Origin of the sequence: Mucilaginibacter pineti (assembly GCF_900101875.1) — a bacterium.
Classification (GTDB): Bacteria; Bacteroidota; Bacteroidia; order Sphingobacteriales; family Sphingobacteriaceae; genus Mucilaginibacter; species Mucilaginibacter pineti.
Window position 1 is genome coordinate 100,240 of sequence record NZ_FNAI01000001.1, and the last position, 13,227, is coordinate 113,466.

The window sequence follows — 13,227 nt, forward strand, 5'->3', positions numbered from 1 at the left end:
TACTCAAATTACCGCTGATATTTTAGCGAAGCAAGAAATTAGCTTTAAAAACGAGGAAATAGCACCAAATCAATCTCCTTTAAATGAACGGGTTTAGGTGTGTTTAAACCTTGAAATTGCTGCGGCAAGGCAGGTCAAGATAGGGGTAGGTTACTTTAGATAGGTACAATCCCTGCGGATAGGCCGGGATTATGGTTTTAGGCGTTTCTTTGCTGATGAGGTAGTGTTCAAACTCATCCACACTCATATCGCCCCGGCCAATCTCCAGCAGTTTGCCAACAATGATCCTGATCATCTTACTTAAAAAACGATTGGCCGAAATGCTGAACCTGAGCTTATCTCCGTTGCTATCAACAAAAAGTGCTGCCGATGTTACATTGCAAATGGTATGGTCAATCCTGTCTGGCATTTTGCAGAATGCGCGATAGTCGTTATACAATGGGAGCAGGGCCACGGCCTTGGTCATGGTAGCTATATCAAGGTCTTTCTCGGGATAAAGTGAACTAAACCTGCTCAAAAATGGATCTTTATAAGTATGGATAAAGTAATCGTAACCACGCTGCACCGCGTCGAAACGGGCGTGAGGAAGGCCTTGCATTGGTATGATGTCGAATACGGCAATGTCATCGGGCAATAGTTTGTTCAACCTGAAAAGCAGGTCGAAGTCCCATTCGTTTTCTATGTCGGCATGAAAAAAGAACTGGCTGGCATGTACCTGCGCGTCGGTACGGCCGCAACCCACAACTGCTACGGGAATCTTTAAGATCTGGCTGAGCGCTTTTTCCAATACCTCCTGCACGCTGATAACCCCGGCATGTTTTTGCCAGCCGCTATAATGGGTGCCATGATAACCTATGTGAAAAAAGTAACGCATATTGCAGGCTTCAAAATTCAATAAAAAATACCGTAAAACGTTTATAAAGCAAAAGCCTCCTGTAATTTATACAGAAGGCTTTTAATACTTTTAATAAGTTTTTGCTTAAACCTTTTTTGGAGGCAAATCAAACGCGATGGCGTTGTGCTCAAAATGACCTTTGTGCGATCCATCGCAAAATGGCTTGTTGGCCGATAGACCGCAACGGCATACAGATAATACTGTACGGCCTTGCAAGCCATAGTTATTGCCCTGCATATCTACAATTTCAAAGTCGCCTTCGATTTTTACAGAACCGTTGTTATTGATAGTAAGTTTGGTGGTTGCCATGTGAAATATTTTGGTGCGAAGTTAACACAAGCCATCGCCTTTAACAGGGCTATTTGCTATTTAGACCTGTTCCTGATAGGATTGGTTTGCTTAACCGAACGACTGGCCAAAGGCTACCAGTACCTTCAGGTACACATGCCTGTCTAACCCAAATGAATCTGGTTTCTCCGGTTTTACCAAATTGCCATGTTTGTATTTGAGGGGAAACAAAGCAATAAAATCGCGGATGGTGATCTCGTAGCGCAAAAGCGGGTCCCGGCGGTGAATTTCTTCAAGCCTCATTTCAAAAAGGGATATGCGTAGGGGATCTGCAGTCATCTGTCCAAAAATAATAATTATGGGGTTTTATATCACCGATATTAGCACCCGGCATTACATATATGACAAACTAATGATTAGTGAAATTGAGTGGTTAAACACTTATATTTTAGCTTTGTGATAAGCGTCTTACAGGAGCTATAACAAACATCAAAAATACCACAATGGAATACAGACAATTAGGAGCATCGGGACTAAGAGTACCCGTATTAAGTTTCGGCACGGCCACTTTTGGCGGCGGCAACGAGTTTTTTAAGGCCTGGGGAAATACGCAGGTTGATGAAGCCAAAAAAATGATAAACCTATGCCTTGATGCAGGTGTTAACTTTTTTGATACGGCTAACGTGTACTCAAGGGGCCTATCCGAAGAAATATTGGGCAAGGCGCTGGAAGGTTTACGTAATGATGTGCTTATTAGTACCAAAGCTACTTTTACCATGGGCGATGGGGCTAACGATTACGGCTCATCGCGCTATAATATTGTAAAACGGGCCGAAGAAAGCTTGCGACGCCTGCAAACAGATCATATTGATATTTACCACATGCATGGCTTTGACGCCACCACTCCTGTACAGGAAACCCTGCGTGCGCTTGACGACCTGGTTACCAGTGGTAAGGTGCGTTATATAGCCTGTTCCAACTTTTCGGGCTGGCATTTGATGAAGTCCTTATCTGTGTCTGAACGTTATGGCTGGAGCAGGTACGTGGCTCACCAGGCCTATTATTCGCTGCTTAACCGTGAATTTGAATGGGAGTTGATGCCGTTGGGTATCGAGGAGAAAGTTAGTACCATTGTTTGGAGTCCGTTGGCATCTGGTCAGCTGAGCGGTAAATTCAGGAGGGGACAACCTATTCCGGAGAGTTCAAGAACGGTACAGGGTGGTAGTCATGGTCCTGCTACTAACTTTGAACACCTGTATAATATTGTTGATGCTTTGGATGAAGTGGCCGAAGAAACAGGTAAATCTGTTGCACAGGTTTCCTTAAACTGGTTATTACAACGCCCAACTGTTGCCAATATCATAATAGGTGCCCGTAACGAAGAGCAGCTAAACCAAAACTTAGCCGCCATAGGCTGGAATCTTACTATAGATCAGGTTAAAAAGCTTGATGCCGCCAGCGAAGTTGCCCCAATTTATCCATACTGGCACCAGCGCCAAAATTTAAACCTGGTTCCGCTGCCAATAAAATACTAATCCCAATTTGCGGTGATTAACAGAACGTAAATACAAAGCCCTGCTAAGTTTAAAAACCAGCAGGGCTTTTCTGTTTATTGTAAAACTCCTGTTAGTACAGTTGTTTACTCCAATTTTGCGTAAAAATACGCACGTACTTCAGTAAATTTACTAAAGAAAATATACAGCGGGCAATATACCTTTACCATTGTAAAAGCAACATTCAGCCTGTTTAAAACATATACAAAACCTAAGCCTTATCACTTTAAAAACCTAAGCGCATGATAAAAAAGCAATACCTTAAAGAACTGGCCATACCGGCAACACAGCAGCGAAACGGCAGTACCAATACCCTTAAAGATGTCATGAAAATTCAAAGCTGGCTTAACCTGTATGCTATGGTACATCCCTCTTCGGGAACGGCCACCGGCATTGACGGCGACTTTGGGCCGGCTACAGAACTGGCCGTGAAACACTTTCAGGCAGCAAAAGGGTTGTCGCAAACAGGCGTGGTGGATCTGGCGCTTTTCAAAGTATTATCGCAACCAATGGCAAACGCTTTTACAGGCGTGGCCGCCGGTACCGATCTGCGTACTATATTAGTTAACACCGCAATACAGCATTTAAATAATGCGCCTTTTGAGCTTACCATTAAAGGGCAAAGCAATAGCGGCCCTTGGGTACGTGCTTATATGGATGGCATGGAGGGAACGCCCTGGTTTTGGTGCATGGGCTTTGTACAAGCTATTTTTGACCAGGCCGCCAGTCAGCTTGGTAAAGATTTCAGAAAATTAATGCCCCTTTCTTATAGTTGCGATACAGTGGCCACATCGGCCATACAAAAAGGCATCCTGAGCCGCTACACGGCCGTACGTAATAATCCGGCGGTGGTAAAACCGGGCGATATCTTCCTGTTAGAAAAAACAACTAACGACTGGGAGCATACCGGCATCATCACCGCCATACACGGCGATATATTTGAAACCATTGAAGGTAATACCAATAACGATGGCAGTAGTAATGGCAATGGCGTTTACAAACGGGTACGTAATTACCGCACATCAAAACTGGATGTAATGTCAATAGCAAGCTTAGTATAAATATCACCTGTCTATATCACACATCAACCTATGAAAACATGCAGGCTCCGTTAACGCGGGGCCTGTTTTGGTATTAAAATCGGCGTTGTGATTTACTACATCGTTGTAGTAACAGTTAAATTACAATGTATAACGAAAGTAACTTGCTGTTTCTTTTCATGCTTTGTAAAACTTAGCTAATTTGCAAGGCCTGCTCACCGGGCACATTATAAACCAATTAACCGATATTAGCTATGATCAGCCGTAGAAAGTTTATTCAAACTACTTCAGCAGCCGGAACAAGTTTCCTGCTGGCGCCACAAATATCAAAGGCCGCAGGTTTTTTCAGAGGATCGCCCAACGAGAAGGTGGTGTTAGGAATGATGGGAACCAATAGTCGTGGTCTTTACCTGGCCCAAAGCTATGCCAAGATCCCAAATGTAGAAGTAGGCTACATCTGCGATGTGGATTCGAAAGTAGTTGATAAAACCATAGAAGAGATCTTTAAAATAACAGGGAAGCGCCCCAAAGGTATTACCGATATCCGCAAAATGCTGGAGATAAAGGATATTGATGCCGTAGTAGTTGCCCCGCCCGATCATTGGCATGCCCCCGCTACCATTATGGCCTGCCAGGCCGGTAAACATGTTTATGTAGAAAAGCCATGCAGTCATAACCCGCACGAAGGCGAAATGGTGGTTGAGGCCGCAAAAAAATACAACCGTTTAGTACAAATGGGTAGCCAGCGCCGCTCATTCTCCAATGTGCAATTGATGGTTAAGGAACTGCATGATGGTGTTATAGGTCGGGCGTATTATGCTAAGGGCTGGTATACCAACAACCGTGCAAGCATTGGTCATGGTAAACAGGTGGCGGTACCCGCAAATTTAAATTATGAATTATGGCAGGGCCCTGCGCCGCGCAAACCTTACCAGGATAACCTTATTCACTACAACTGGCATTGGTTCTGGAACTGGGGAACCGGCGAAGCGTTGAACAATGGCACACATGAGCTCGACGTGATCCGTTGGGGGCTTGGGGTTGATTTTCCGAACAAAGTGGTATCAACCGGCGGTCGTTTCCATTATAATGATGATTGGCAAACACCCGATACGCAAAATATCCTGTACAACTTCCCCAACAATACCGCCGCCGAATGGGAAAGCCGCAGCTGTAACGGCTATAATATTGAACGATTGAGCCGTGGGGTAATATTTTATGGCGATAAGGGAACACTCTTTTATGGCAGCGGTAACGGCTATCAGGTTTATGATCCTGCCAATAAGTTAGTTAAAGATGTTAAGGACGATACCAAGGTAGATGGCAACAACAAAGTAAGCCCAACCGAGGCATTGGATGGTTTCCACATGAAAAACTTTATTGATGGAGTTAGGGGCGTAGCGCCGCTAAACTGCCCGATAGAGATCGGCTTTAAATCAACGTTATTACCACAATTAGGCAATATATCATACCGTGTTGACCGCGTGCTGCACATCGACCCAACAAACGGCCATATTCAAAACGACCCTGAAGCCGAAAAACTTTGGAGCCGCGAGTATGAAAAAGGCTGGGAAGTGAAGGTTTAAGATTAGGGAAACAAAAGTTTGTCCATAAATAATAATTTGTCATTCTGAGCATAGCGAAGAATCTATTCGTCACTATGTATATCTGCGAGTGGATCCTTCGTTCCTCAGGATGACAAAGTTTAAATGTTATAATTAGTTTACATGATACCCATGAAAAAATATATCTACCCCGCAATACTATTACTGGCAACGGCTTCGCTGTCACAGGCCCAAACTAAAATATTTGACGGCAAAACCCTCAACGGTTGGAAACGCCTTGCAGGTACTGCCGATTATAAGGTGGAAGACGGCCAGATAGTAGGCACAACCGTTATGAACTCGGGCAACACTTTCCTGGTTACCGAAAAGGAATACGGCGATTTTATATTGGAACTGGATACTAAAATAGAAAGCAAGCTTAGCAACTCGGGTGTGCAAACCCGCAGTCACTATGATGCTGCCGGTAATGGTGGTAAAGGGAAGGTTTACGGCAGGCAGTTTGAAATTGACCCATCAGATCGTAACTGGAGCGGCGGCATTTACGACGAGGGTCGGCGTGACTGGCTTTACCCCCTGGATTTGAATGCCAAGGCAAAAGATGCCTTTAAAGTTGGTGAGTTTAACCACATCAGGATTGAGTGCATTGGCAACGAAATGAAAACATGGGTTAACGGAATCCCCACTGCAGATGTGGTTGATACTGTTGATGCAAAAGGCTTTATAGGGTTGCAGGTACATGGCATAAGCAAGGAAGAACAGGCCGGTAAAAAAGTATACTTTAAAAACTTTAACCTGCAAACAACCAACTTAAAACCCAAGCCATTCCCAAAAGATATATACGTAGTTAACCTGCAACCTAACAGCCTCTCAGCAGGCGAAAAGGCCGCTGGCTGGAAGCTTTTATATGATGGTAAAACAAATACCGGCTGGCATGGCGCTACGCTTAAAACGTTCCCTAATCATGGCTGGGAAGTTGCAAATGGTGTTATGCACGTACTGCCGTCAACAGGTGGAGAGGAATCGGGTGGTGGAGACGTGGTAACCAACGATAATTACAGCGCTTTCGATTTGTCTTTTGAGTTTAAACTTACGCCCGGCGCCAACAGCGGGGTTAAATACTTTGTTACGCTAAGCGAAGTTACCAAAGGTTCGGCCATTGGGTTGGAGTACCAGGTGCTGGACGATAAACTGCATCCCGATGCCAAGCTTGGCCGTGATGGCGACCGTACACTGGCCTCGTTATATGATCTGATAAAGGCCAACAAGCAGGAGCGCTTTGTACATCCCATAGGTGCCTGGAACACCGGACGAGTAGTGGTATACCCGAACAATCATGTGGAGCATTACCTCAACGGTGTTAAAGTATTGGAGTACGAACGCGGTTCCAAAGCTTATAAGGACCTTGTAGCTATCAGCAAATACACTATCTGGAAAAACTTTGGCGAAGCCCCGGCAGGGCACTTGTTGCTACAAGATCATGGTAATGAAGTGTTTTTCAGAAGTATAAAAGTTAAGGAACTGAAATAGGACTTTCCTTTGGACTTTTGGACAAGGGATTTTTAGATCAAGGATAAAAGACCAAATAAAATATAAAAGGTTGTCATTTCGATAGAGCAAGCGTGGGGCAAGAGTGAAGGGGCGAAAGAGAAACTATCTCTTGAGCGAAGCGAAAAATCTTCTACTGGATGCTAAGTCCCAATTGCTTATCGTATAAGATTTCTCACTCGTACTTCGCTCGAAATGACAACGGTTTTTAATTTTACACGTCTTTGGTCCGCCGATTTACAACGAACTCCTCAGCGTAACGTTAAACGGTACTGCAAAATGGTCATGGCAATTGCTTAATGCAAATTCAGCTGTTTTGCTGCCCATTAGTTTGAAATTGGTTGATATGGTGGTGATACCGTCAAGGATGATCTCTTTTAGCGAGGTTTCATTATAGGAGATAACCCCAACATCTTTAGCCACTTTCAGATCTGCTGCTATGATCTTTTTGATTAATTCTACCAGGTCATCTTCGGTAAGGCTAATGTAAACCGTATCCTGCTGAATAACCTCATTGGCAAGAGAATCAACCACCCCGTAGTCAAAGGCATATTGCCGGCAAAAGTTCAGAAAACCTTTCAGAATTTCTTTGGAGTGATAGGTTTTGCCGGGGAAAATGAGTTTTAGCGTGTGATATTTTGTTAGTTTATCCAGCAATTTTAGCAGCGCTTCATAAACATCTGAGGCAAAGTTTTCATAAATAGCCGCAAACTTACCGCCAACGCCGGGCACCAGGTTGTCCAGCAAGATCAGTTTATCTTTTGGAATGGTGTTGATGATCTCGTGCGCTTTGGTTTCATTATCCAAAAAATGGGGGATAATGATGTATTTGGCATAATCGCTCTGGAAACTTTCGGTAATTATCTTTTTAAAAAAGTAAAAATCGTTATTGTAAATGTAAAAATCGATGGTCGCATTCTCGCCAATGGTTTCTACAAAAGCATCATAAATGATTTTTTTGTGGGCGCTTAATTTATTGAACAGCAGGAAGATTTTAAGCGGTTTCTGAAAATCGGTATTCGAGATAAAGAAACCTTTACCGGGAACGGAACTTACGATCCCTTTGTCTTTGAGTTCTTTATAAACGCGTTCTATAGTATTGCGTGAAGTGTCAAGCGCAAAACTCAGGTCGTTAATGGATGGCAGCATATCATCCTTCACAATATCACCGCTTTCAATTGCTCTTATTATTGCATTGGAAAGCTGCAAATATTTAGGGGTGATGGAATATTCATCAATGGATAATATTTTAAGATAGTTCTTCACGCTATAACTGGATTATCACAAATGTAATATTATGACGCAGTATTTTGCTTTTTTTAAGGATAGTAGGGGACGGTTCAGGCAAGATTAACGTTCCTTCTTTTGAAAACTATAATACAGATAGCCAAGTGCAGGCAATATAAACAAGCTGCCTACCATTAGTCCAATAGCCAGATCGTCGATGGTTTTACCGCTTGCATGATCGGTAAGGAGGGACATGGAGCTGCCATCTTTAAAGATGATGAACCTCGGGAAACGCGTGTGCCCTACAGCAATCAATATCATACTAACCTGGAAAGCTGCCAGTAAACGGATCCATTGCCTGTTCTTTTGTGCCGATATGATCATCCACAACCAAACCAGCGATAGTGTGGCTAATACAACCACGGTTACGCCTATCTTGTTACCAAAAATCCAATTGGCAAGATGTACATTTTCGAAATAGGCGGCGGTGAATACCAGTGCCCCGCAAATTACAGCCGCCACGTTCATGATCTTCGCCTTTTTTATGTACCGTTTGGTATCGGCTATTTCCTTTGATTCGCCAACAATATATATAGCAGCCAGGAAGCCGCACAAGGCCACCGTAAAAAAGCCTACAGAAACAGAAAACCAGTTGAACCAGCTAAAAATATAAGCTCCCGCAAAGGTTTTGGCAGTAGGGTCTATTTGCCCGGATAGTGCGCTGCCAGCAATAATGCCCAAAAACAATGGCGTTACAAAGCTGGAATAAACAAACATGTGGTTATAAAAATTCTGGGTGTTCTCGTCCTTTATGGCATCATAATTACGGAATGTGAAGGCCGTACCGCGTGCAATAATGCCCAATAAAAGGATAAGCAGGGGGATATGCAGATAAGTACACATTTCGCTGTAAATAACCGGGAAACCAACAAAAAGCACCACCACGGTTATAATAAGCCACATGTGGTTGGCTTCCCAAATTGGGCCGATGGCCTGGTACATGGTTTTGCGGGTGCGGTGTTTATTATCTGTAGAGGTAAAAAGCTCAATAATGCCCGCGCCAAAATCGGCCCCGCCCAGTAAAAAGTAAAGGGTGATGGCGGCAAATAAAAACAGGATAACAACGTATAGCATAGTCGTTGGGGGATTAACGGTCGTACAATTCAGGCACCATTTGTATTTGCCTTTTTAATAAAAATATCACAAACACACTCAGCGTAAAGTATATAAACGTAAACAGGTAAAACGTGTATTGAATGCCCGGCATTTTGGTAACGGCTTCGCTGGTACGCATTACGCCCTGGATGATCCAGGGCTGCCGGCCAACTTCGGTAACCGTCCACCCGGCTTCCAGGGCAATGAAACCCGCCGGTGTGGCAACGATGAAAAGTTTAAGGAACCAGGCTTTATTAAACCAGCTTTTCTTTTTAAACAGGGCTATAAAATAAATAATGCCAATAAACATCATTAGCGTACCAATACCCACCATTATTTGAAAAGCATAGTGCGTTATAGCCACCGGAGGCTGATCTTTAACCGGGATCTTATCCAGTCCGTTTACGGGAGTTTTAAAATTGTCATGCACTAAAAAGCTCAGCAAGCCAGGGATTTCTAAACCATAATTTACCTTTTTAGTGGCGGTATCCGGTATGCCGCCTATTACCAGCGGGGCATATTCCTGGGTGTGGAAATATGCTTCCATAGCAGCCAGTTTTGCAGGTTGCCTTTTGGCGGCATCCTTGGCAGATATATCGCCGCTCAGTGGTTGCAGTATGGCTGCCGTAGCACCAAATATGATGGCTATTTTAAATGATTTGGTATGAAATTGGATATTCCTTTTCCGGTAGATCATCAGCGCGTGAATCCCCGCCACGGCAAAGCCTGTTGCAGAGAATGCGGCAATGGTCATGTGCAGCGATTCGGAAAACCAGGCGGCATTGAACATGGCCTTAACGGGATCTATATTGGTGTATTTGCCGTCCACATAATCAAAGCCTGAGGGACTGTTCATCCAGGCATTGGCCGATACCACCAAAATTCCCGATGCTATACCGCTCACCCCAACTACAACACCGGTAACCCAATGAAACCATGTGTTTAACTTATTCCACCCGTAAAGGAAAAAGCCGAGTGCTATAGCTTCAATGAAAAAAGCCGTACCTTCTAAAGAAAATGGCATCCCGAATATTGGCCCGGCATGTTTCATAAAGGTTGGCCATAGCAAGCCCAGCTCAAAGGAAAGCATAGTGCCCGATACAGCGCCGGTTGCAAAAAATATGGCAACGCCCTTACTCCAGGCAATGGTGATGTTTTTATAAATAGGGTCTTTGGTTTTTATCCATTTGTAATGGGATATGGCCATAAAAACGGGCATAACCATGCCAATGCAGGAGTATATGATATGAAAACCTAATGATAAGGCCATTTGCGACCTCGCTGCAATAAAATCGTCCATACGCTATGTGTAAATAATGGCTGAATTTAAAGCTATAATGCAAAAATAACTGTAAGTTTTATTAATTGATATTGAATATAATTAATACTTTTTGATTTTAACTTGTTGTATTAGTGCGATAAATTTATTAGCAGTTCCATTACGGCCCATGCAATTATAGGTGCGTTATCTTTACTTGCCTTCCAGGTTCAGAAAATCGGCAAAATGCACATTGCCATAATCGGCTATGCCGCTATGTTTATAAATGAGGCTGCCATCTCTTCCAAATACCATTGTTGTGGGTATGGTGCCGTCCATAAGCGTATCGGGCACCTGGGTTATGGAGGCGTACACCGGCAGGTCGTAACCATGTTTTTGCATAAATGCTTTGGCTTTCGGCAGGTCGTTATCAACATCAACCATAATGAACGCTACGGTTGGGTCGTCCTTAAACTGTTTATATAGTTTGTTGATGGCGGGCATTTCGGCCATGCAGGGCGGGCACCAGGTGGCCCAGTAGTTTACAAATACAGTTCGTGGTTTTAATTTAGCTAATGATATGGTATCGCCGTCGCTGCTTTTAAAAGTAAGATCGGGGATATTGGCAAAACTCTCATGGTGGCGTGCGTATGCTTCCACATCGGGCTGATATAGCCCAACGCCCATTAATCCCCTCAAAAAAATGCTTTTTGCATCGGCATTAACCAAAATTATAACAGTTAAAATAAGTAATATGCCAAAGGTTATGTTTGAGGTGCTTAACTTGCTTTTTTGTTTCATGGTTAATAACGGCGATGTATCCCAAGGTACAAAAAAACGAAGCAATGGGATCTGCTTTTTAGATGACCCATGTAAAACCTATTCTGTTTAATATTGTTGGCTAATGTTTATAATTTTATACCATGAATACTCCCGAACAAAACTTTGCCGAGCTGGGTTTAAACCTGCCGCCGGCACCAAAACCACTTGGCGTATACAAACCATGTTTAGTTGATGGTAAATATCTTTACCTGTCGGGCCACGGCACAGTACAGGACGATGGAAGTCTTATCATCGGTCGCATTGGCGAAACAATAAGTCAGGACGATGGTAAACTCGCCGCCCGCCAGGTTGGTTTAGCCATGCTGGCCACTATAAAAGCCAACATAGGCAGCCTTGATAAAGTAAAACGCGTAATAAAAGTACTGGGCATGGTTAATTGCACCGCCGATTTTGAAAAACACCCCTTTATCATAAACGGCGCCAGCGAACTTTTTGCCAAAGTTTGGGGCGAAGAAAACGGTATAGGCGTACGCAGCGCAGTAGGCATGGGCTCGCTGCCGGATAATATCCCCGTTGAAATTGAAGCCCTGTTTGAGCTGTTCTGAGTTCTGAGTTCTGAGTTCTGAGTTCTGAGTTCTGAGTTCTGAGTTCTGAGTTCTGAGTTCTGAGTTCTGATAAAATGGTTATTAAGTTAGCGAAAATCCTGTTAATCCTTTAATCCTAAAAATCATGGTTCAGACAAAAATCCCAGTTCAGAAAAAATCAGCGTAATCAAAAAAATCAACGGTCAAAAATCAACGGTAAAATGAATTGGTATGAAATAGAAGACATAGAGAAACTGGATACCCCGGCTTTGGTGGTTTATCCCGATAGGGTAAAGGCTAATATTGCGCTACTTGTCAGTATGATTGATGATGTAAGCCGCTTGCGCCCGCACGTTAAAACCTATAAAAACAAAGAGGTTACCATGCTGATGCTGGAAGCGGGCATCGGCAAATTTAAATGTGCCACCATTGCCGAAGCCGAAATGCTGGGGATATGCAAAGCGCCGGATGTACTGCTGGCCTATCAGCCGGTGGGACCAAAGCTGTACCGGTTTATAAAGCTCATCCATGCTTTCCCGAACACGAAGTTTTCATGTTTGGTTGATAATGATATGGCTGCCAAAGAAATCTCAGATGCCGCGAAACGATATAAGATAAAGATCAACGTATACCTCGATCTGAATGTGGGCATGAACCGTACCGGGATAGCGCCCGGCTTTGAGGCCTTGCAGCTATACATGGATTGCGGCGTATTACCCGGATTAAACCCCGTAGGCCTGCATGCCTATGATGGCCATATTCACGATACCGATCTTAAAAAACGCACCGAACGCTGCGATGTGGCTTATCATCCCGTATCAAAACTACAACAGGATCTGAAACGTAAAGGTTACCCCGAACCTGTTATTGTTGCCGGTGGTTCGCCTACATTTCCTGTTCATGCCAAACGGGAGGCTATTGAATGTAGTCCCGGTACGTTTGTTTACTGGGATAAGGGATATCAGCTTGCCACACCTGATCAGGAATTTTTGCCCGCTGCGCTGATAGTTGCAAGGGTAATATCGTTGCCCGGAGCAACAAAATTATGTTTGGATGTTGGGCATAAATCCGTATCGGCAGAGAACGAATTAGCCAAGCGCATCTACTTTTTAAACGCTCCTGAACTTATCCCGGTTTCACAAAGTGAGGAACATTTAGTGGTAGAAGCAGGTAAGGGCCACACCTATAAAATAGGCGATGTACTGTATGGTATTCCGCATCATGTTTGCCCCACGGTTGCTTTATATGAGCGCGCTTATCTAATTGAAAATAATGCACTTAACGGCGAGTGGCTAAATATTGCCCGCGATCGTAAGCTTACCATTTGACAAATA

The 13,227-nt window shown here is 43.7% G+C and carries 13 protein-coding genes; 6 read left to right on the plus strand and 7 right to left on the minus strand.

Features of this window, described 5'->3' with window-relative positions; translation table 11 throughout:
- Positions 1-103: 103 nt before the first annotated feature.
- From BLS59_RS00315 to BLS59_RS00325, 3 genes are all read right to left on the minus strand, one after another.
- Positions 104-874, minus strand: a complete 771-nt coding sequence (locus BLS59_RS00315; RefSeq protein ID WP_091142311.1) for a tRNA pseudouridine synthase A — start codon at positions 872-874, stop codon at positions 104-106.
- 105 nt (positions 875-979) lie between these two features.
- The gene (locus BLS59_RS00320; protein WP_091142315.1) at positions 980-1,204 is read right to left on the minus strand and encodes a CDGSH iron-sulfur domain-containing protein; all 225 of its coding nucleotides are present in this window, start codon (positions 1,202-1,204) and stop codon (positions 980-982) included.
- A 90-nt stretch (positions 1,205-1,294) separates the two neighbouring features.
- Entirely contained in the window at positions 1,295-1,522 is a 228-nt protein-coding gene (locus BLS59_RS00325; protein ID WP_091142319.1) for a hypothetical protein, read from the minus strand.
- A 164-nt stretch (positions 1,523-1,686) separates the two neighbouring features.
- Here BLS59_RS00325 and BLS59_RS00330 point away from each other — a divergent pair, with 164 nt between their 5' ends.
- The 4 genes from BLS59_RS00330 (at position 1,687) to BLS59_RS00345 (ending at position 6,868) form a co-directional block, all read left to right on the plus strand.
- A complete protein-coding gene (locus BLS59_RS00330) occupies positions 1,687-2,718 on the plus strand; it encodes an aldo/keto reductase (protein ID WP_091142322.1) in 1,032 nt (343 codons plus the stop codon).
- Positions 2,719-2,978: 260 nt separating this feature from the next.
- The gene (locus BLS59_RS00335; protein WP_091142325.1) at positions 2,979-3,797 is read left to right on the plus strand and encodes a peptidoglycan-binding domain-containing protein; all 819 of its coding nucleotides are present in this window, start codon (positions 2,979-2,981) and stop codon (positions 3,795-3,797) included.
- Between the two features lie 233 nt (positions 3,798-4,030).
- A complete protein-coding gene (locus tag BLS59_RS00340) occupies positions 4,031-5,362 on the plus strand; it encodes a Gfo/Idh/MocA family protein (RefSeq protein WP_091142328.1) in 1,332 nt (443 codons plus the stop codon).
- 150 nt (positions 5,363-5,512) lie between these two features.
- The gene (locus tag BLS59_RS00345) at positions 5,513-6,868 is read left to right on the plus strand and encodes a 3-keto-disaccharide hydrolase (RefSeq protein ID WP_091142330.1); all 1,356 of its coding nucleotides are present in this window, start codon (positions 5,513-5,515) and stop codon (positions 6,866-6,868) included.
- 255 nt (positions 6,869-7,123) lie between these two features.
- On the opposite strand, the gene BLS59_RS00350 is transcribed toward BLS59_RS00345, so the two are convergent.
- The 4 genes from BLS59_RS00350 to BLS59_RS00365 all read right to left on the minus strand — a co-directional run bounded on the left by BLS59_RS00350 (position 7,124) and on the right by BLS59_RS00365 (position 11,327).
- Positions 7,124-8,152: a GntR family transcriptional regulator gene (locus BLS59_RS00350; RefSeq protein ID WP_091142333.1), complete on the minus strand. Its 1,029-nt coding sequence runs from the start codon at positions 8,150-8,152 to the stop codon at positions 7,124-7,126.
- A gap of 84 nt (positions 8,153-8,236) precedes the next feature.
- Positions 8,237-9,247 (minus strand): cytochrome d ubiquinol oxidase subunit II, encoded by a 1,011-nt coding sequence (locus BLS59_RS00355; RefSeq protein WP_091142336.1) that lies wholly within the window; start codon positions 9,245-9,247, stop codon positions 8,237-8,239.
- A 13-nt stretch (positions 9,248-9,260) separates the two neighbouring features.
- The gene (locus BLS59_RS00360) at positions 9,261-10,568 is read right to left on the minus strand and encodes a cytochrome ubiquinol oxidase subunit I (protein WP_091142339.1); all 1,308 of its coding nucleotides are present in this window, start codon (positions 10,566-10,568) and stop codon (positions 9,261-9,263) included.
- A 171-nt stretch (positions 10,569-10,739) separates the two neighbouring features.
- Complete coding sequence (locus BLS59_RS00365) at positions 10,740-11,327, minus strand: TlpA family protein disulfide reductase (protein ID WP_091142343.1); 588 nt, start codon at positions 11,325-11,327, stop codon at positions 10,740-10,742.
- A gap of 122 nt (positions 11,328-11,449) precedes the next feature.
- Between BLS59_RS00365 and BLS59_RS00370 the strand changes: the two genes are divergently transcribed.
- Positions 11,450-11,914 carry a RidA family protein gene (locus BLS59_RS00370; protein ID WP_091142347.1) on the plus strand — a complete coding sequence of 155 codons (465 nt, stop codon included), beginning with the start codon at positions 11,450-11,452 and terminating at the stop codon, positions 11,912-11,914.
- A gap of 200 nt (positions 11,915-12,114) precedes the next feature.
- A complete protein-coding gene (locus tag BLS59_RS00375; protein ID WP_091142350.1) occupies positions 12,115-13,221 on the plus strand; it encodes a D-TA family PLP-dependent enzyme in 1,107 nt (368 codons plus the stop codon).
- The last annotated feature ends 6 nt before the right edge of the window (positions 13,222-13,227 follow it).